The sequence below is a fragment of the Pseudomonas extremorientalis genome, from assembly GCF_024584605.1.
GTDB lineage: Bacteria > Pseudomonadota > Gammaproteobacteria > Pseudomonadales > Pseudomonadaceae > Aquipseudomonas > Aquipseudomonas extremorientalis.
Genome location: NZ_CP089519.1, coordinates 3,355,714 through 3,375,328 on the forward strand (window position 1 = coordinate 3,355,714; position 19,615 = coordinate 3,375,328).

Annotated in this window: 15 protein-coding genes and 1 pseudogene; 14 read left to right on the forward strand and 2 right to left on the reverse strand. The window is 62.5% G+C overall.

Annotated features, from left to right (window positions below; genetic code table 11):
• Window position 1 precedes the first annotated feature (1 nt).
• Window positions 2–562 (reverse strand): carboxymuconolactone decarboxylase family protein, encoded by a 561-nt coding sequence (locus LUU92_RS14885; protein WP_071488178.1) that lies wholly within the window; start codon window positions 560–562, stop codon window positions 2–4.
• 102 nt (window positions 563–664) lie between these two features.
• Here LUU92_RS14885 and LUU92_RS14890 point away from each other — a divergent pair, with 102 nt between their 5' ends.
• Together LUU92_RS14890 and LUU92_RS14895 are read left to right on the forward strand one after the other, a co-directional pair.
• Entirely contained in the window at window positions 665–1,576 is a 912-nt protein-coding gene (locus tag LUU92_RS14890) for an AraC family transcriptional regulator (protein WP_257102186.1), read from the forward strand.
• Between the two features lie 272 nt (window positions 1,577–1,848).
• Window positions 1,849–3,216: a M91 family zinc metallopeptidase gene (locus LUU92_RS14895; RefSeq protein ID WP_257102187.1), complete on the forward strand. Its 1,368-nt coding sequence runs from the start codon at window positions 1,849–1,851 to the stop codon at window positions 3,214–3,216.
• A gap of 23 nt (window positions 3,217–3,239) precedes the next feature.
• Here the strand turns inward: LUU92_RS14895 and LUU92_RS14900 are convergent, their stop codons facing one another.
• Window positions 3,240–4,157 (reverse strand): LysR family transcriptional regulator, encoded by a 918-nt coding sequence (locus LUU92_RS14900; RefSeq protein WP_071488176.1) that lies wholly within the window; start codon window positions 4,155–4,157, stop codon window positions 3,240–3,242.
• 119 nt (window positions 4,158–4,276) lie between these two features.
• Here LUU92_RS14900 and LUU92_RS14905 point away from each other — a divergent pair, with 119 nt between their 5' ends.
• From LUU92_RS14905 to LUU92_RS14955, 12 genes and pseudogenes are all read left to right on the forward strand, one after another.
• Window positions 4,277–5,272, forward strand: a complete 996-nt coding sequence (locus LUU92_RS14905; protein ID WP_071488175.1) for an aldo/keto reductase — start codon at window positions 4,277–4,279, stop codon at window positions 5,270–5,272.
• Window positions 5,273–5,406: 134 nt separating this feature from the next.
• Window positions 5,407–6,540 (forward strand): annotated as a pseudogene (locus LUU92_RS29380) (HAMP domain-containing protein); the annotation flags it as partial.
• 48 nt (window positions 6,541–6,588) lie between these two features.
• On the forward strand, window positions 6,589–7,401 hold the full coding sequence (locus LUU92_RS29385) for a methyl-accepting chemotaxis protein (protein WP_503366965.1): 813 nt from the start codon (window positions 6,589–6,591) through the stop codon (window positions 7,399–7,401).
• A 78-nt stretch (window positions 7,402–7,479) separates the two neighbouring features.
• Window positions 7,480–7,938 carry an SRPBCC family protein gene (locus tag LUU92_RS14915; RefSeq protein WP_071488173.1) on the forward strand — a complete coding sequence of 153 codons (459 nt, stop codon included), beginning with the start codon at window positions 7,480–7,482 and terminating at the stop codon, window positions 7,936–7,938.
• 87 nt (window positions 7,939–8,025) lie between these two features.
• The gene (locus LUU92_RS14920) at window positions 8,026–8,472 is read left to right on the forward strand and encodes a DUF411 domain-containing protein (protein ID WP_092243878.1); all 447 of its coding nucleotides are present in this window, start codon (window positions 8,026–8,028) and stop codon (window positions 8,470–8,472) included.
• Complete coding sequence (locus LUU92_RS14925) at window positions 8,469–8,900, forward strand: YqaA family protein (protein WP_257102189.1); 432 nt, start codon at window positions 8,469–8,471, stop codon at window positions 8,898–8,900. The genes LUU92_RS14920 and LUU92_RS14925 overlap by 4 nt, the downstream gene beginning before the upstream one ends.
• A gap of 56 nt (window positions 8,901–8,956) precedes the next feature.
• Entirely contained in the window at window positions 8,957–9,958 is a 1,002-nt protein-coding gene (locus LUU92_RS14930; RefSeq protein ID WP_071488170.1) for an alpha/beta fold hydrolase, read from the forward strand.
• Window positions 9,959–9,984: 26 nt separating this feature from the next.
• Window positions 9,985–10,938: a D-2-hydroxyacid dehydrogenase family protein gene (locus LUU92_RS14935; RefSeq protein ID WP_257102190.1), complete on the forward strand. Its 954-nt coding sequence runs from the start codon at window positions 9,985–9,987 to the stop codon at window positions 10,936–10,938.
• A gap of 516 nt (window positions 10,939–11,454) precedes the next feature.
• On the forward strand, window positions 11,455–13,008 hold the full coding sequence (glgA, locus tag LUU92_RS14940) for a glycogen synthase GlgA (RefSeq protein ID WP_071488168.1): 1,554 nt from the start codon (window positions 11,455–11,457) through the stop codon (window positions 13,006–13,008).
• A gap of 20 nt (window positions 13,009–13,028) precedes the next feature.
• Complete coding sequence (gene treZ, locus LUU92_RS14945) at window positions 13,029–14,774, forward strand: malto-oligosyltrehalose trehalohydrolase (protein WP_257102191.1); 1,746 nt, start codon at window positions 13,029–13,031, stop codon at window positions 14,772–14,774.
• Entirely contained in the window at window positions 14,771–16,855 is a 2,085-nt protein-coding gene (gene malQ, locus LUU92_RS14950) for a 4-alpha-glucanotransferase (RefSeq protein WP_257102192.1), read from the forward strand. Before treZ ends, malQ begins: the two co-directional genes overlap by 4 nt.
• Window positions 16,852–19,602 carry a malto-oligosyltrehalose synthase gene (locus tag LUU92_RS14955; RefSeq protein ID WP_222539640.1) on the forward strand — a complete coding sequence of 917 codons (2,751 nt, stop codon included), beginning with the start codon at window positions 16,852–16,854 and terminating at the stop codon, window positions 19,600–19,602. The genes malQ and LUU92_RS14955 overlap by 4 nt, the downstream gene beginning before the upstream one ends.
• Window positions 19,603–19,615: the final 13 nt, after the last annotated feature.

The following is a 19,615-nucleotide window of genomic DNA, read 5'->3' on the forward strand; positions in this document are numbered from 1 at the left end:
TTCAGCTTGCGGGTTTTTCCCAGCGGTATTGCGCCAGCTCCGGGTTCAACGGGGTGCGCGCAAACACGTTAGCGAAGTTGCACAGGGTTGCCAGGCTCACGCCCAAAATAACTTCCAGCGCCTGGCCCCGGGTATAACCGGCGGCCAGGAACGCATCAAAACCGGCATCGCTGACATCGCCACGGGTGGCGATCACTTCGCGGGTAAACCCAGCCAGTGTTTCATAGCGGGCATTGGGCAGCTCACCGCGTTGGCGCAGGGCGTCGATGACTTCTTCCGGCAATTTGGCTTTGTTGCGTGCCACGGCAGTATGGCCGGCCACACAGAAATCGCAGCCGTGGGTGGTGGCCGCAATCAACTGCACCACTTCGCGATCGGCCAGGCTGAGTTCGGCCTTGGCGTTCAGCCCGGACACGGTGATATAGGTCTCCAGCGCCGCCGGAGCGTTGGCCAGTACCGCCAACAGGTTGGGGATGAAACCCGAGCCTTTCAGCGCGTTTTCCAGGAAGGGCTTGGCCGCGTCCGGCGCGGTTTCAGGGGTAAGCAGGGGTACACGGGACATGGAGTGGTCTCCTGATGGGTTCGTGTATCCAGTCTGTTGGTTATAAGAAATCGTCTCAATAGGCTAAAGTAGCGATTACTTGCTCTTGAGTCTTTCCATTAGATGAATTCGTCCAGTGCACTTGTCGATTGGTTATTAGACAGCCTCGAACTCGACACCAGTCTGTTCCATGTGGGCCGCTACTGCGGCGACTGGCATGCGAGCACCCACGGCCTGGCGAGCGCCAGTTTCCACCTGATTGTGCAGGGCCAGTGCTGGCTGCATATCGAAGGCGACGCCGCGCCGCATCGTTTGGATAACGGCGACGCGGTGTTCCTGTTGCGCGACCTGGAATATCGCCTCTCCGGTGAGCCCACCGCCGCCGGCGCCCAGGAATGCCCACGAGTACCGATGGCGCCCCTGGACAGCGCCGCCAGCGATGGCGTCGGCCTGGTCTGCGGGTTCTTTCACTTCCAGTCCGGCTTGTCGGCGATGATCGTCGACACCCTACCCGCCTGGATCATCCTGCGCGCAGGCGACCCTTCGCTGACCGCCGCGCGCAACCTGTTCGACCTGATCCTGCAAGAGTGCGAGCGCGTGCCTGCGCCCTCCTCTGCCTTGCTTGAGCGGCTGTGCCACCTGTTGTTCCTGTATGTCCTGCGCCAACAAGTGCTGGACAACCGTGAACTCGGCGGCCTGGCGGCGCTGGCCCGGCAACCGGCGTTCGCCAACCTGCTGGAGCAGTTGATCGCCCGTCCCGCCGACGCCTGGACCCTGGAAAGCATGGCCGCCTGCACCGGATTGTCGCGCTCGGCGTTTTTCAAGCGTTTCAATGAACTGTGCGGGCAGTCGCCAGGGCAAGTGCTGCTGATGATGCGCATGCGCCATGCCTGCCAACTGTTCAAGCAGGACCAGACGGTGGCAGACGTCTCGCTGGCCGTGGGGTATCAGTCGGTGGCAGCGTTCACCCGGGCGTTTCACAAGGTCACCGGGCAACAGCCTGGGGCGTATCGCAGGACCCAGCTGCAGAATTGAGTCGCTAAACAGGAAGATTCGGCGACTGCGGTAGTAAGAAAATGGAACGATCTGCGCGAGGATGCCACCCATCAGGCTCTCACTCGACAGACTTTGGATGCAATCCAGTGCCCCATCTCCCCAATCTCATCAGCACAACGAGCAAACAATATCCCCCTATCCTTCCAACGCGCCCCGACGCTCAACACTCGATCTACACCCCAGCTCGTTTCTCCGACCCCGGCATTGGCCCCTTTCGGTCCAAATCCGAAACACTGGTCGATAACGGCTACATGACCATCAAGCGAGAGGCTATGTGGGACCTGTCCGAAGACGAGCCCCGACTCAAGCGTGTCAGCTTGGTTGTCGACACGGGGAATAAAGCCGACACCGTGTACGTTGGCAAGAGCCCGGACGGTCGCCTGAACCTGCAAATCAATGGCAATGCTTATGCATTCGACAGCACCGACCAAAAGGGCCAGCCCATCAATTTGCAGATCAACACCCGCGGCGGGAATGACAGCGTCACCATCAGCCCTGATGTGAATAACCCCGCCACGATTGATGGCGGTGACGGGGACGATGCCCTGACTGCTGGCGGTGGCAAAACCCACCTACTGGGTGGTGCGGGCAACGACACCCTTCGCCTCGGCAGCAGCACTGGCTACGCGGAAGGTAATAACGGCGACGACATCCTCATCGGCGGCTCCGGCAACACCGTCATGTATGGCAACAATGGTAATGATCGGCTGTATGCCGGCGCCGGGCCCGTGAACAAGCAAAGCTACTTGGATGGCGGAAGTGGTGACGACCGCCTCTATGCTGGCAACGGACATACGATCCTCCATGGCGGTAAGGGCAACGACCAATTGGTAGGGTATGACCGAACGACCTTCTATACCGGCAAAGGCAAAGACCAGATCTTCAACAATAGGCGTGGCGATCTGATATACGCAAAAGCGGGTGATGCCTACGACTCCTCCCAAGGCTCCACATTTACCAAGGTGAAGACCAGCAACGCCGGTGACGAAGGCTTTAGAGTCGTTGGTCGTCCTGAGTTCGAGCAGCGTGTCGCCGATGATTTCGAGTTCTTGCGCAGTTCGCCTACCGGGCAAAAGATGCTTGAGGACATGGACAGGGAAGCTGCAAATGCTGGAGGAAAAGTCATCGTTCAAGAGGAATCCGAAGACGGCAGCAGCTACGGTTTTGGCAGCTCGGAACTGGCTAAGCTGCCACCCGACATAGGCAGAAATATAGAACGTGACGACCCAAGACGCGGCAGGGTCCATGACGGCCAGCCCGGAGCCCGCGCCGATAAGGGGCTGTTGAATTTCGATCCGATGGACCTGGGTTCCCCTAGACAAGACACCCTGGCACCGCCCATCATCGGTTTAGTCCACGAAATCGGGCACGCCTACAATGGCGCAACAGGCACCTACCTGCCAGGCCGGACCCTGGAGCACTCGCCGTCCGATCCAGAGATTTCAGATCTAACTCCCAACAGCGAGCTTCAGGTGGTCGGCTTGCCGAACAGCGCGCGCCCCTATAACTTCGATAACGATCCTGCTACCCCGCCCACCACCATCAACCCCGAGCACTTCACGGAAAATGGCATGCGCCGGGAACTAGGGTTGCCTGAGCGCAAGAGTTACCTCTTCTGAACACCCTGCTAATGCGCCCAGACTCACGTCTGGCGTTGCAATGGGCTGTCCGGATGGGTGCACACCTCCACCAGCCAATCGATAAATACCCGCACCCGCTGTGACAGTTGGCGATGGGGTGGATACAACGCAGTGAGCGCCATGGCGGGGGGAGCAAGATGTGGCAGCACTTCCACCAACGAACCTTGGGCCAGTTGCCGCGTGGCGTGATAGTACGGGGCCTGAATCAAGCCATAGCCGGCTTCACACGCGGCGAAATAACCGTCGGAACTGCTGACGGCAATCACCTTTTCCAAGTTGATCTCGCGCAACTCACTGCCCACCTGGAATTCCAGGCCAAAGCGTTTGCCGCTCGTACGGGAGACATACTCCACCATCCGATGGTTGGCCAGATCGTCCAGCGTTTCCGGTACGCCGAAACGCTCAAGGTAAGCACGGCTGGCCAGAGTCAGCTGGTCCATCATCGCCAATGGCCGGGCAACCAGCGACTCATCGAGCGCCTGACCGCCGCGCAGCACACAGTCCACACCCTCGCGAATCAGGTCTACCGTGCGATCGTTCAAGCTGATCTCTAATTCAATCTGCGGGTAGCGGGCCGTGAAGGTAGGCAAGGCCGGAATCACGATCAATCGACCAATGCCTGACGGCATGTCAACACTCAAGGTGCCGCGCGGGTTCTGGCGTTGCGTGGAAAACACCGCCTCGGTTTCCTCAAGGTCCGACAGCAACTGCACACAGCGTTGGTAGTACGCCGCGCCATCCAGCGTCGGGCTGACTTGCCGCGTGGTGCGCTGCAACAGTTGCACGCCCAGGTGCGCCTCCAATTGCTTGATCAACACCGTCACCGAGGCGCGAGGCAATTGCAGGCTGTCGGCGGCCTTGGCAAAGCCGCGCAATTCGACAATCCGAGTGAACACGCGCATCGCGTTGAAACGGTCCAAGGGGCGGCTCCTTGCGCTGATTATTCAGATATTACGAATAGTGTTAGTGCTTTTAGCCGGTTTATCCCGGTTTTGTCGAGCGTGACAATACAGGCCTTCCCACCCAAGGAGCACAACCCATGCATACCCGCACACTCGGCACCCACGGCCCACTCGTCTCAGCCATTGGCCTCGGCTGCATGGGCATGAGCGATTTCTACACCCCCGGCAGCGACACCCGCGAAGCCACGGCAACCCTGCACCGCGCGTTGGAGTTGGGCATCAACCTCCTCGACACCGCCGATATCTATGGCCCGCACACCAACGAAGCACTGATCGGCAAGGCCATCGTCGGCAAGCGCGACCAGGTGTTCCTGGCCAGCAAGTTCGGCATCGTGCGTGACCCGGCCAACCCCGCCGTGCGGGGTGTGAACGGCCGCCCTGAATACATCCGCAAGGCCATCGACGGCACGCTGCAACGACTTGGCGTAGAAACCCTCGACCTGTATTACCAGCACCGTATCGACCCGGAGGTCGCCATCGAAGAAACCGTCGGCGCCATGGCCGAGCTGGTGCAACAGGGCAAGGTGCGTTACCTGGGGCTGAGCGAAGCCTCCGCCGCCACCCTGGAACGCGCCCACAAGGTGCACCCGATCAGCGCCCTGCAAAGCGAATACTCGCTGTGGAGCCGCGACCAGGAACACAACGGCTGCCTCGCTGCCTGCCAGCGCCTGGGCATCGCCTTTGTGCCCTACAGCCCGCTGGGCCGTGGCTTTCTCACCGGCGCGCTGCAAAGCCCGGACGACTTCGGCGCCGATGACTACCGCCGCTTCAGCCCTCGCTTCCAGGGCGAGAACTTCGGCAAGAACCTCGAACTGGTGAAGAACGTGCAGGCATTGGCCGCCGACAAGGGTATCAGCGCCGGGCAACTGGCGTTGGCGTGGGTGCTGGCGCAGGGTGATTTCATCATCCCGATTCCCGGCACCAAGCAGCGCAAATACCTGGAAGAGAATGTCGCCGCGCTGTCGGTCAGCCTCAGCCCGGGCGAACTGGCGGCGCTGGAGGCCATCTTCCCTGCCGAGGCGCCCGCCGGCTTGCGCTACCCCGAGGCCGTCATGGCTATGCTGGATATCTGAATAAATACCGCGCCGGTCACCGGCGCGGTATTTTCTTGCACCATCGTACCTAAAGCTCTGTCCTGCCAAGCCGATAGCCCTACGAAGCTCTAACAAAGCCGCGTCGACAATAAACGCTTCGTAAGGACGACCCCATGCCCCCACTGCGCTCCATCCAAGCCCGCTATACCCTGTTCCTGGTGCTGTTCGTCCTGGTGTTATTTGTGTTGACCGTGGTGGGTATCGGCCAGTTGGTCGCGCCCAAGCTACAGCACACCGAAGAGCAGGTAGTGCTCAACCGTGTCGCCGAGGTCGCCGAGCAGATCCAGGGCGAACTCAACAAGGTCCAGTCCCAGCAACGCAGCATCACCCAGACCATTCCATTGCTCGACAGCGATGCCATCGACAAGGTCCTGCCGGGCCTGGTCGACCAATATGGCGAGTTGAAAGTCTTCGGCGGCGGCATCTGGCCGCTGCCCAACCAGCGCACCCCTGGGCGCAACAAGCACAGCACGTTCTGGCACCGCGATGCATCGGGCAAGCTGACCGTGAACACCTTCTGGAACAGCGACCCGGCGCCCAACTATTACGACCAGAGCTGGTACAAGGGCGGCCTCGCTTCGCCACGCGGTCAATGTGCCTGGGCCGCCGCCTACAAGGACGACGCCAGCCAGGAGCCGCGCACCAACTGCGCCATGGCAATCCAGCGCGACGGCGTGCCTTATGGCGTCGCCACCATCGACGTGACCCTGGGTTTCTTCAATGATCTGGTGGCCAGCAAAGAGAAAGACATCGGCGGGCAAATGCTGATCGTCGAAGGCGACGGCAAGATCATCAGCAACAGCTCGCGCATCAGCGGCCCGGTTGTGTTGAAAAACATCAGCGAACTCACCGGCACCTCCGCGTTTGCCGCCCAGGTCAGCAAAGCCCTGGCCCATCGTGACCAGGCCCTGCAACGTAATGAGTTCGACAACCAGGGCGTGGCCAGCACCTTCTACATGCGCCCTATCGAAGGCACACCGTGGTTCCTAGCCACCGCCCTGCCCACCTCGCTGATCACCGCCCAGCGCAATGACGTGCTCGGCAGCCTGGCGCTGTTGCAGATCCCCATGGTGTTGCTGCTGGTGCTGCTCGCGGTGTATGCGATCCGCCAACTGGTGCAGCGCATGAAGTCACTGAAAACCAATATCGACGCACTCTCCGCCGGCGACGCCGACCTCACGCGACGCATCACCATCCGCGCCGAAGACGAACTGGGTGCCATCGGCCATTCGGTGAACCGCTTTATCGTCTACCTGCAAAACATGATCGGCGAAGTGACCCAGGCCACCGGCGCCATGTCGTCGAGCCTTGCGCAGTTGCAACAGACCTCGGCGCACACCAACCAGATCCTGGTGCGGCATGCCTCGGAGACCGACCAGACGGTAACCGCCATTACCGAAATGAGCTCCACCGCCGACACCGTGGCGCAAAACGCCGCCGAAACCGCCGCGTTCACCCTGCGTGCCAACGAGCATGCCGATCGTTCCCGCGTGGTGGTCGGTGAGGCGTCCAACAGCGTCAGCGCGTTGATCGGCGAAGTCTCCAGCGCTACCCACAGCGTAGAGAACATGCGCCAGGACGCTGCACGCATCACCGAAACCCTCGGCGTGATCGGCGCGATTGCCGGGCAGACCAACCTGCTGGCCCTCAACGCCGCCATCGAAGCGGCGCGGGCTGGCGAGCAAGGCCGTGGGTTTGCGGTGGTTGCCGATGAAGTGCGCGCGCTCGCCGCACGCACCCAGGCCAGTACCTCGCAGATCAACGACATGCTCACGCGCCTGACCGCAGGCGTGAGTTCCTCGGTGGCGGCGATGGAAAACACCCAGGCCAGTTGCCAGTCGGCGGCGGACGCCACGGCGCGGGTGAATACCGGGCTGGATGAAATGGCCGGCTCCGTCAGCCATATCAACAACCTCAGCACCCAGATCGCCACGGCCGCCGAACAGCAAAGCGCGGTGACCGAGGAGATCAACCGCAGCATGGTGCAGATCCGACAAATGGTCGAAGAGCTGGTACAGAGCGGCCACGCCACCGAAAACAATACCCAGAGCCTGCTCGAGGCGAATGGGCGGGTGATTACCCTGATGAGTCGTTTCAAGGTGTGCTGATAAACGGCTGAAACACTCCCGTGCAATGTGCGGGAGTGGGACTATTCTGACAGTTCGAAGACGCACAGGAGGTGTGCCATGCGCGCAGCCGAGCAGTCGGTCCGCTTGGAACGGATCAGTCAGGAACGCTTTATCCAGGCTCCCATCGATGCCGTTTATGACTATGTGACCCAGCCGGATCGCTGGCACGAATGGCACCCCACGTCCCTCGGTGCCGACACCGGCACCACTGGCTCACTCCCCGCCGGCGCCCGCTTCACCGAAATGATCGACCTGCTGGGTGTACGCGTGCCCATGAGCTACCGCGTGCAGATCGCCCGGCGCCCCGGCGAGTTCAAGACCGTGTTTACGTCCCTGGCCGTGGATGGTTCGATTCATTACTTCCTCATGCCCCACCAGGGCGGCACGCTGTTCAAACGGGTGCTGACCTATGAAACCGAATTGCAACTTGCCACCTTGCATAAACGCATGATCGAACTGTCGGCACTTGCCCTGGACCAGCTCAAGCACCGGCTGGAAAATCCACCGCTCGTATAATCTTGAAACATTCTCGCCCTGTGGACACTGGCCTGCCTGCGATGACGTCGTCATGATCGCCGCCATCCCACCTGCACGCGAGATCCTATGAAAATCCCATTGCGCCTGGCCCTGCTGTCGACCCTGTTCACCGCCACCCTGGCCCAGGCCGCCGACCTGATCCCCATCGACGTGCACCGCGACGCCAACTGCGGTTGCTGCAAAAAATGGATCAGCCACCTGGAAAGCAACGGCTTCAAGGTCAATGACCACGTCGAAGCCGACATGAGTGCCGTCAAGCAACGCCTGGGCGTAGCGCCGCGCCTGGGCTCGTGCCACACCGCCGTGATCGACGGCAAATTCGTCGAGGGCCACGTCCCCGCCGAACAGGTGCTGGCCTTGCGCAAGCGCGACGACCTGCTGGGAATCGCCGCGCCGGGCATGCCCATGGGCTCGCCCGGCATGGAAGTGGAAGGCCGCAGCGAGGCCTATCAGGTCATCGGCCTGACCCGTGAGGGTAAAGATGTCGTCGTGGCTGAATACCCGGCGCAATGATCGCGGGCTACCTGGGGTTATTCTTCGCGGCGTTTGGCGCCGCGACCTTGCTGCCCCTGCAATCGGAAGCCGTGCTGGTCGGCCTGCTGCTCAGCGGGCATTACAGCCTGTGGCTGTTGCTGGGTATCGCCACCCTGGGCAATGTGCTCGGTTCGGTGGTGAACTGGTGGCTGGGGCGCTGGGTGGAGCACTTCAAGGGGCGACGCTGGTTTCCGGTCAGCGACCAGCAACTGGACAAAGCCCGCCAGCATTACCAGCGCTGGGGCCATTGGACACTGTTGCTCAGTTGGGTGCCGATCATTGGCGACCCGCTGACGTTGGTAGCCGGAGTGCTGCGCGAGCCGTTGTGGCGATTTCTGTTGCTGGTGACCCTGGCCAAAGGCCTGCGTTATGGCGTGCTGGCCGCCGTGACTTTGCAATGGGTTTAATCGCTGCTTAATCCTTGGGCAACAGCATCCGAACCACCTTTCCAGGAGCCCTTCCCATGCCTCTGTTCCGCGCTTTTTGCATCGCCGGCCTGATCACGGCCACCGCTGCGCCGGTGTTTGCCGCCACCTACGGTCCTGAACTGCAAGGCTTCGACTACCCCTATCCGCTCAAGCATTTCGAGTTTCAATCCCAAGGCGAGTCGCTGCAAATGGGCTACATGGACGTTCCGGCCAATGGCAAGCCCAACGGTCGCAGCGTGGTGCTGATGCACGGCAAGAACTTCTGCGGCGCGACGTGGGAAAGTTCGATCAAGGCCCTGAGCGACGCCGGCTACCGCGTGATCGCGCCGGACCAGATAGGCTTCTGCAGCTCCAGCAAACCCGATCACTATCAATACAGCTTCCAGCAACTGGCTCTCAATACCCACCAACTGCTGGAAAAGCTCGGTGTTCAGAAGGCTACCCTTGTCGGCCATTCCACCGGCGGCATGCTTGCCACGCGCTACGCCCTGATGTACCCCGGGCAAACCGAACAGTTGGCGCTGGTGAATCCGATCGGCCTGGAAGACTGGAAAGCGCTGGGCGTGCCCTCGCTCAGCGTCGACCAATGGTATGCCCGTGAGCTGAATGTCAGTGCCGAGGGCATCCGCAAGTACCAACTCAACACTTATTACGTCGGGCGCTGGAAGCCGGAGTACGAGCGCTGGGTAGACATGTACGCCGGCCTCAGCAACGGCCCCGGGCATACGCGGGTCGCATGGAACTCGGCGCTGATTTACGACATGATCTTCACCCAGCCGGTGTACTACGAGTTCAAGGACCTGAAGATGCCGACGCTGCTGCTGATTGGCACGTCCGACAACACCGCCATCGGCAAAGACGTCGCGCCGCCAGCCGTCAAAGCCAAGCTCGGCAACTACGCCGTGCTCGGCAAGCAGGCAGCCAAGCTGATCCCCCATGCCACCCTGGTGGAATTCCCAGGCCTGGGGCATGCGCCACAAATGGAAGAGCCGGCCCGGTTTCACGCAGCACTGTTGCAGGGGCTGAACGCCCTTTAATCCAACCTTTTTCGAGGCACTCGTGAATGTCGGTACAGATCGCAGTCATTGATGATTGGCAGGACGTGGCCAGAGGCGTGGTGGATTGGTCAGTCCTTGAGACGGTGGGCCAGGTGCACTTCCTGCACGATTACCCGGCGGATACCGCCACGATGATCGAGCGTTTTCAGGGGTTCGAGGTGATTTGCGTGATGCGCGAACGCTCCACGTTCGACAAGGCACTGCTGCAAGGCCTGCCCCGGCTCAAGTTGCTGGTAACCGGCGGCATGCGCAACGCCGCCATCGACATCCCCGCCGCCAAGGCCCTGGGCATTCAGGTCTGTGGCACCGACAGCTACAAACACGCCGCGCCGGAACTGACTTGGGCATTGATCATGGCTTCCACCCGCAACCTGGTGGCCGAAGCCAATTCGCTGCGTGCCGGCCATTGGCAGGTGGGCCTCGGCGGCGACCTGCACGGCAAGACCCTGGGGATTCTGGGCCTGGGCAGCATTGGCCAGAAGGTCGCGCAGTTCGCCCAGGTGTTCGGCATGCGCGTGATTGCCTGGAGTGAAAACCTCACGCCGGAACGTGCCGCCGAGTCCGGCGTGACCTGGGTCAGCAAGCAAGCGCTGTTTGAACAGTCGGACATCCTTACCGTTCATCTGGTACTCAGCGACCGTAGCCGTGGGCTGGTGGATGCCCAGGCGCTGGGCTGGATGAAACCCGGCGCGCGCCTGGTCAACACTGCACGCGGGCCGATTGTGGATGAGCAGGCACTGGTGCAGGCCCTGGAAAGCGGTCGCCTGGCCGGGGCGGCGCTGGATGTGTATGCCGAGGAGCCGTTGCCGGCGGATCACCCGTTGCGCAGGTTGCCGAATGTGCTGGCCACCCCGCACGTGGGCTACGTGAGCGAGCAGAATTACCGGCAGTTCTATTCACAGATGATCGAAGACATTCAAGCCTGGACGAACGGCATGCCCATTCGCGTGCTGGGCTGACGCACCGTTTCTGTGCGTTCGCACTCTTATAGCGAACCGCCTTGCTGTGGCGAGCGGGCTTGTTGTGGCGAGCGGGCTTGTTGTGGCGAGCGGGCTTGCCCCGCGTTGGAGCGCGAAGCGCTCCCCCATGCTACATAGCCCAACGCAGGGCAAGCCTGCTCGCCACAGAGTCCGGTCCACCCTGGCATATGGTTACAATTATTTTGTCCTACAAAATATTCCCAGAAAGCCTACAGGCTCTGGGATCTGTCCTAGACTCATGACCGATGGGTCCGTTCCAAAACAAAAACCCCGCAAAAAATCTAAACTTTTCAACTCGGCCATTGGTCAAGTTTTAAGGTACGACGAGCACACACGGTTCCAGCCCGATGCCCGTCCATCCAATCTATATCTGCCAACCGTGCAACTGGCATAAGCCTTGCCAGATCTGTACAGCGCTTGTGCGCGTGGCCGCAGGATGCGGTCGACGGAGTTAATGGCAGCCGGCCATTAGCCGACCAACACGTGGAGAGAATTATGATCAGTGCCGCTGCAAGTATTCAGGGAGAGCGTGTTAGTCAGAGCGTTGGCGGGGTCGCCGCGTTGGCTGACCTCACCACAGTGCGGCCGGTTCCGAGCCACAACCCCAACCGTAAGAAAGTCCTGTTTGTGACCTCCGAGTTTGCCGACCTGGTGAAAACCGGTGGCCTGGGCGACGTCTCCGCCGCCCTGCCCCGCGCCATGGCCCACCTGCACGATGTGCGGGTGCTGATCCCCGGTTATCCGCAGGTGATGGAAAGCGACAACCCGATCCATATCATCGGTGAGCTGGGCGGCCACGCGGCGCTGCCGCCGTGCAAGATCGGGCGCATGGACCTCAAGGATGGCCTGGTCATCTATGTACTGATCTGCCCCGAGCTCTACGAGCGCGAAGGCACACCCTACGGCGCCAACAACGGCCGCGACTGGCCGGACAACCATATTCGTTTCGCCCGCCTGGGCCTGGCCGCCGCCGACATGGCCGCGAACCTGGCACAGATCCACTGGTGCCCGGACCTGGTGCACGCCCACGACTGGCCCGCCGGCCTGGCCCCGGCGTACATGCACTGGCGTGGGTCACGCACGCCGACATTGTTCACCATCCATAATCTGGCCTATCAAGGCGTGATCAGCCTGGCGTCGACGCCAGAGCTGGGCATTCCACCTCACGCTTTGCAGCAGGAGGGCATGGAGTTCTACGGCAAGATGTCGTTCCTCAAGGCCGGCATGGCGTATTCCAGTCATATCACCACGGTGAGCGCCACCTATGCCCGGGAAATCACGACGCCCGAGTTCGGCTGCGGCCTCGATGGCTTTTTGGCCAGCAAGACCCAGCAAGGTTTGCTCAGCGGTATTCCCAACGGCATTGAAGACAGCTGGGAAACCTCCACCGACCCGCACTTGACGCACAACTTCAACATCGGCGACTGGGAAGGCAAAGCCGTGAATGCCGCACAGGTGCGCAACCTGTTCGGCCTGCATGACTCGACCGGCCCGCTGTTCGCCGTGGTCTCGCGCCTGGTGTTCCAGAAAGGCCTGGACCTCACCGAAGCGGTGGCCAGTTTTATCGTCGAGCAAGGTGGGCAGATCGCCATTATCGGTCGCGGCGAGCCGGAAGAAGAAAACGCCATGCGCGAACTGGCGCTGCGCTTTCCCGGCCAGATCGGTGTGCGCATCGGCTTCAACGAGACCGATGCCCGCCGCATGTTCGCCGGCAGCGATTTCCTGCTGATGCCTTCGCGCTACGAGCCCTGCGGCCTGAGCCAGATGTACGCCCAGCGCTTTGGCTCCCTGCCCGTCGCCCGCAACACCGGCGGCCTGGCCGACACCATCGAAAACGGTGTGACCGGCTTTCTGTTCAATGAATCCACGGTCGACAGCTACAAAGAAGCCTTGAGCCGCGCGTTCAAGGTGTTTGCCTTCCCTGGCCTGCTCAATGCCATGCGCAGCCGAGCAATGACCCAACCGTTCAACTGGAGCCAGGCGGTGGAACCCTACGCCGAGCTGTACGAGCGACTGGTGGCTAAAGCACTGGGGAAATCCGCTAAATAATCATCGGGAGGTCTCTATAGATGCCGTTACGGACTCTGGAAACCTGGCCCCACGGCGCAATCATGCTGGACGCGCAACACACGCGTTTTGCCTTGTGGGCGCCAGACGCGTTTTATGTCAGCGTTGAATTGGAACACGGCAAATCTGTTGCCATGCTGCCGCAGGCAGATGGCTGGTTTGAAACCGAAATAGCGTGCCCGGCGGGCACGCGCTACCGCTTCAATATCGATGGGCAAATGGATGTACCCGACCCGGCCTCCCGGGCCCAGGCTGCGGATGTGCACGGTTGGAGCGTGGTGGTCGATTCCCTTGCCTATCACTGGCGCCACAGCACTTGGCAAGGCCGCCCCTGGCACGAGGCCGTCATCTATGAACTGCATGTCGGCGCCATGGGTGGTTATGCCGGCATCGAGCAACACCTGCCACGCCTGGCCGAGCTGGGCGTTACCGCGATTGAATTGATGCCGTTGGCGCAATTCCCCGGTGATCGCAATTGGGGCTATGACGGGGTCCTGCCCTACGCGCCCCAAGCCTCCTACGGCACGCCCGAACAGCTCAAGCACCTGATCGACAGCGCCCACGAGCACGGCCTGGCGGTGATCCTCGACGTGGTCTACAACCACTTCGGGCCGGACGGCAACTACCTGGGTCAGTACGCCAAGGGCTTCTTCCAGGAAGACGTGCACACGCCCTGGGGCGCCGGGATCGATTTCAACCGGCGCGAGGTGCGCGACTTTTTCCTGGATAACGCCTTGATGTGGTTGCTCGAATACCGCTTCGACGGCCTGCGCCTGGACGCCGTCCACGCCATCGACAACCCGGACTTCCTCAAGGAACTGGCGCACCGGGTGCGCGAACAGGTGGACTCCGGCCGGCACGTCTGGCTGATGCTGGAAAACGAACTCAACCAGGCCAGTCTCCTGCAGCAGGATTTCGACGCGCAATGGAACGATGACTTCCATAACGTCCTGCATGTGCTGCTGACCGGCGAAACCGACGCGTATTACAGCGACTTCGCCGAAGAGCCCACGGCCAAACTGGCGCGCTGCCTGGGCGAAGGGTTTATCTACCAGGGCCACACCACCCGGCATGGCCATGAGCGTGGCGAACCCAGCGGGCATCTGCCGCCGAGCGCGTTCGTGGCCTTCCTGCAGAACCACGATCAGATTGGCAACCGTGCCCTGGGCGAGCGCCTGCATCAACTCTGCTCGCCGCAGGCATTGAAGGCGGCGACCGCCCTGCTGTTGCTCTCCCCGATGATCCCGTTGATGTTCATGGGCGACGAATCGAACGCCCGCGAGCCGTTCCTGTTTTTCACCGATCACCATGGCGAACTGGCAGAAGCCGTGCGCGAAGGCCGTCGCAATGAGTTCAAGGATTTCGCCGCGTTCCAGGACTCGGAGCGACGCGAACGCATCCCCGACCCGAATGCCCTGACGACCTTTTTGCAGACCACGCCAAGCTTTCACGAGAACGAGCACACCGAGCTCTACCGCCAACTGCTGAGCCTGCGCCACGGCCACATCGTGCCGCACTTGCCCGGCAGCGTGGCCCTGGGCGCCGAGGTGCTGGCCGAAGGCGCCGTCAGCGCTCGTTGGCGCCTGGGTAATGGCAGCCTGTTGCAGATCGATCTCAACCTGAGCGCCACGCCGCTGGATCATCCGGCGACGGCGCCTGTGCTATTTGAAACGCCTGCCAACGCCGGCGCGCACCTGCCGCCGTATAGCGCACGCGTCACCCTATCCCCTGTTGGAGAGCACCCTTGAGCGAAGCGAACCTGGAAATCCTCGCCAGCCGAGCGGGCCTGGCCGTCGATTGGATCGACGCAAACGGCCGCCCGCAACGTGTCAAACCCGACGCCCTGCGCGCCGTCCTCAAAGGCCTGGGCCACCCCGCCGACACCGATGCCGAGGTCAACGCCAGCCTGCGGGCTCTGGAACAGGTGCAACAAGACAAACACCTGCCGCCCCTGCTGACCATCGACAGCGGCGCAGGCCTGGACCTGGCCCGCTACTTCGAACCGGACACCCTGTGCCGGGTCTGCCTGGAAGACGGTGAAACCCTGGAGCTGCGCCTGGATGGCGACGCCGTCCTGCCCGGCGTCATCGCCCTCGGCTACCACCAGGTGCACATTGCCGACCAGACCTTCACCCTGGCCGTCGCGCCCACCCATTGCTACAGCGTGGCCGAAGCGGTCGACAGCCGACCTGCCCGCGCCTGGGGCCTCAGCGCGCAACTGTATAGCTTGCGGCGCCTGGGCGATGGCGGCTTCGGCGATACCCTGGCCCTGGAACACCTGGCCCGCTCAGCGGCCGAGCGCGGCGCCGATGCCCTGGCGATCAGCCCGATGCATGCGATGTTCAGCGCCGACACCGCGCGCTACAGCCCGTACTCACCCTCCAGCCGCTTGTTCCTCAACAGCCTGTATGCCTCGCCGGGTTGCATCCTGGGCGAGCGCGAAGTGCGCAACGCCATCGAAGCCAGCGGTCTGGCGGATGAACTGCACGACCTGGAGCAACACAGCCTGATCGACTGGCCCACCGCAGCGAACGCCAAGCAGCGCCTGCTGCGTGCGTTGTACGAAGACTTCCGCCACGGCCACCACCCGCAACACGCCGACTTCCAGAGTTTCCGCCAGGCCGGCGGTGAGGCCCTGGAAAACCACTGCCGCTTCGAAGCCGTGCAAACCGCCCGCGCCGCCGCCGGTGAAGACCTCGACTGGCGCCATTGGCCAGAAGAGTGGCGCACCCCAGAGAGCCCGGCATTGGCCCTGTTCGCCGAAGACCACCGTGAAGAGATCGGCTACTTCGCGTTCTGCCAATGGCTGATAGCCCGTTGCCTGGAGCGCGCGCAACAAGCCGCACGCGGCAGCGGCATGGGCGTCGGCCTGATTGCCGACCTGGCGGTGGGCGCCGACGGGGGTGGCAGCCAGGCCTGGAGCCGCCAGGATGAATTGCTCGCCGACCTGACCGTGGGCGCGCCACCCGACATTCTCAACCGCGCCGGCCAGGGCTGGGGCATTTCCGCGTTCTCCCCCGAAGGCCTCAAGCGCCACGGCTTTCGCGCCTTTATCGAAATGCTGCGCGCCAACTTCGCCCACGCCGGCGGCTTGCGCATCGACCACGTGATGGGCTTGCAACGCCTGTGGGTGATGCCCATGGACGCCTCGCCGCGTGACGGCGCCTACCTGTATTACCCGGTGGACGACCTGCTGCGCCTGCTGGCCCTGGAATCCCATCGCCACCAGGCCATCGTGCTCGGTGAAGACCTGGGCACCGTGCCGGATGGCCTGCGCGAAAAGCTCATCGCCCGCTCGATCCTGGGCATGCGTGTGTTGCTGTTCGAACAGAACCACGAGGGCCAGTTCAAGCCGATCCTCGACTGGCCGGACAACGCCCTGGCCACCACCAGCACCCACGACCTGCCGACCCTCAACGGTTGGTGGCACAGCCGCGATATCGAGTGGAACATCCAGCTGGGTCTGATCGATGCGCCGACCGTGGAGCAATGGAGCGAGCACCGCCTGCGCGAACGCCAGGCACTGCGCCAGGCCTTGAGCCAGGATCCGCAGAACTTCGTCGAAGAGATCCGCAATGAAACCGACCATATGATCGACGCCAGCGTGCGCTACCTCGGCCACACCCGGGCCCCACTGGTGTTGCTGCCGCTGGAGGACGCCCTCGGCGTTGAGGAACAAGCCAACCTGCCCGGCACCACCGATACCCACCCCAACTGGCGCCGCCGCCTGCCGGGCGAGGCGTCCAGCCTGCTCGACAATGCCGGCGCCGCCCGCCGCCTCGAACTGTTGGCCGTCGCGCGCAACCAAGCCTATGAGCGTGACCGATGAAAGCCCTGCCCCTGCGCGCCACCCAGCGCCTGCAATTCCATAAAGGTTTTACCCTCGATGACGCGGTGCCCCTGGTGCCGTATTTCGCCCGTTTGGGCATCAGCCACCTGTATGCCTCGCCGCTGCTGAGTGCACGCGCCGGTTCCATGCACGGCTACGACGTGGTCGACCCCACCACGGTCAACCCGGAACTCGGCGGCGAACCGGCCCTGCGGCGCCTGGTCGCTGCGCTGCGTGAACACGACATGGGGTTGATCCTCGATATCGTCTCCAACCATATGGCCGTCGGCGGGGCCGACAACCCCTGGTGGCTGGACTTGTTGGAGTGGGGCCGCCTGAGCCCCTACAGCGAGTTCTTCGACATCCAGTGGCATTCGCCCGACCCCTTGCTCAAAGGCCAATTGCTGATGCCGTTCCTCGGCAGTGACTACGGCGAAGCCCTGCAGGCCGGCACCCTGACCTTGCACTTCGATGCCGACCACGGCGCGTTCTATGTCGAGCATTACGAACACCGTTTCCCCATCTGCCCCAAGGATTACGCGGCGATCCTGGGCACCGATGAACGGCTCCATCCCCTGGCCGAGCGCTTCAGCGCCCTCGCCCACCAGGACGACGCTTACCACGCGGCCGCGTCGCTCAAGCAAGCGCTGGCCGAGCGCGCCACCGACGTGCTGCCGGCGATCGAACAGCGCTTGAAGGCCTTCGACGGCCGCCAGCCCGAGGGCTTCAAGCGCCTGCATCAGTTGCTGGAACAACAGGCCTATCGCCTGGCCAGTTGGCGCACCGCGGCGGACGATATCAACTGGCGGCGCTTCTTCGACGTCAACGAACTCGGTGGCCTGCGCGTGGAGCGCAGCGCTGTGTTCGAGGCCACCCATGGCAAGATCTTCGAACTGATCAGCGAAGGCCTGGTGGATGGCCTGCGCATCGACCACATCGACGGCCTGGCCGACCCGCGTGGTTACTGCCGCAAGCTGCGCCGTCGGGTGGACTCGCTGTCACCCGAACGGCACTTGCCGATCTTCGTGGAGAAGATCCTCGGCGAGGGCGAAACCCTGCGCGACGACTGGCAGGTGGACGGCACCACCGGTTACGAGTTCATGAACCAGTTGTCGCTGCTGCAACATCACCCGGACGGCTTCGCGCCATTGGCCGCGTTGTGGACCCGTCACAGCGAGCGGCCTGCTGCGTTTATCGAAGAAGCGCAATTGGCCCGCCAGCAGATCCTCAACGGCTCCCTCGGCGGCGACTTTGAAAGCGTGGCCCAGGCCCTGCTGCAAGTGGCCCGCGACGATGTGATGACCCGCGACCTGACCCTCGGCGCCATCCGCCGAGCCTTGCAGGAACTGATCGTGCACTTCCCGGTGTACCGCACCTATATCAGCGCCCGTGGCCGCAGTACCGCTGACGACAGGCTGTTCCAACAGGCCATGGATGGCGCCCGCACCACCCTGGGCGAAGGCGACTGGCCGGTGCTCGACCACCTGGCCAACTGGCTGGGCGGCCAGCCGTGGCGCAATCGCCCGGTGGGCCGTGAACGCAAGATCCTCAAGCATGCCTGCGTGCGCTTCCAGCAACTGACGTCGCCCGCCGCCGCCAAGGCTGTGGAAGACACCGCGTTCTATCGCTCGGCGGTGTTGCTGTCGCGCAACGATGTGGGCTTCAGCACCGAACAGTTCAGCGCCCCCTTGGCCGACTTCCATGGGGTCAACCAACAACGCCTGCAGAGCTTCCCTGACAACCTGTTGGCCACCGCCACCCATGACCACAAGCGCGGCGAAGATACCCGCGCGCGCCTGGCCGTGCTGAGCGAGTGCGCGGCGTGGTACGCCGAGCAGGTGGAGCAGTGGCGCGCCCTCGCCGCGCCACTGAAGACGGATGCAAGTACGCCTTCAGCGGGCGATGAATTGATCCTCTACCAGGTGCTGCTGGGCAGTTGGCCCCTGGACCAGACCGATGACTTCGAGGGCTACCGGCAGCGCCTGTGGCAATGGCAACAGAAAGCCCTGCGCGAAGCCAAGTTGCAAAGCAGCTGGAGCGCGCCCAACGAAGCCTATGAACAAGGCGTCGAAGCCTACCTGTCGCGGCTGTTGCTCAGCGATGAAGGCCAGGTGTTGCGCACTGCCATCGGCGCGGCGGCCCAGGCCATCGCGCCGGCCGGTGCGCTCAATGGCCTGGCGCAATCCTTGCTTCGCATGACGGTGCCGGGTGTACCGGACCTGTACCAGGGCGCTGAGTTCTGGGACTTCAGCCTGGTGGACCCGGACAACCGCAGGCCGGTGGACTTCAACGCCCGGCAACAGGCGCTGGATACCCCACCGGACATCGGCGAACTGTTGTTCAACTGGCGCGACGGGCGTATCAAACAGGCATTGATTGCCCAGGTGCTGGGCTTGCGCAAGGCCTGTCCCGAGCTGTTCCGCAAGGGAACCTACACACCGCTGCAAGTGCTTGGCAAACACGCCGAACGGGTGGTCGCGTTCGCGCGTGAGCACCAGGGCAACTATCTGCTGGTGGTGGTGCCGAGATGGCCGCATGACCTGCTTGAAAACGGTGTGCATCCCAAGATCAATGCGCAGGTTTGGGGCGACACACGGGTGAAATTACCGTTCGCCGCGACAAACAAAAACTGGAAGGGACTTTTTCATACAGGCGCAGTCACACCAGACAAGGAGCTGTTGATCAGCACTGCCCTGGGGGATTTCCCGGTCAATGTCCTTATCAATCCTGATGATCAAGAAAGCTGAAAATTTTCTGTTG

Coding starts and splice junctions, on each gene's coding strand:
- LUU92_RS14885 (WP_071488178.1), bottom strand. CDS start 562: ATGTCCCGTGTACCCCTGCTTACCCCTGAAACCGCGCCGGACGCGGCC.
- LUU92_RS14890 (WP_257102186.1), top strand. CDS start 665: ATGAATTCGTCCAGTGCACTTGTCGATTGGTTATTAGACAGCCTCGAA.
- LUU92_RS14895 (WP_257102187.1), top strand. CDS start 1,849: ATGACCATCAAGCGAGAGGCTATGTGGGACCTGTCCGAAGACGAGCCC.
- LUU92_RS14905 (WP_071488175.1), top strand. CDS start 4,277: ATGCATACCCGCACACTCGGCACCCACGGCCCACTCGTCTCAGCCATT.
- LUU92_RS29385 (WP_503366965.1), top strand. CDS start 6,589: ATGTCGTCGAGCCTTGCGCAGTTGCAACAGACCTCGGCGCACACCAAC.
- LUU92_RS14915 (WP_071488173.1), top strand. CDS start 7,480: ATGCGCGCAGCCGAGCAGTCGGTCCGCTTGGAACGGATCAGTCAGGAA.
- LUU92_RS14920 (WP_092243878.1), top strand. CDS start 8,026: ATGAAAATCCCATTGCGCCTGGCCCTGCTGTCGACCCTGTTCACCGCC.
- LUU92_RS14925 (WP_257102189.1), top strand. CDS start 8,469: ATGATCGCGGGCTACCTGGGGTTATTCTTCGCGGCGTTTGGCGCCGCG.
- LUU92_RS14930 (WP_071488170.1), top strand. CDS start 8,957: ATGCCTCTGTTCCGCGCTTTTTGCATCGCCGGCCTGATCACGGCCACC.
- LUU92_RS14935 (WP_257102190.1), top strand. CDS start 9,985: ATGTCGGTACAGATCGCAGTCATTGATGATTGGCAGGACGTGGCCAGA.
- glgA (WP_071488168.1), top strand. CDS start 11,455: ATGATCAGTGCCGCTGCAAGTATTCAGGGAGAGCGTGTTAGTCAGAGC.
- treZ (WP_257102191.1), top strand. CDS start 13,029: ATGCCGTTACGGACTCTGGAAACCTGGCCCCACGGCGCAATCATGCTG.
- LUU92_RS14955 (WP_222539640.1), top strand. CDS start 16,852: ATGAAAGCCCTGCCCCTGCGCGCCACCCAGCGCCTGCAATTCCATAAA.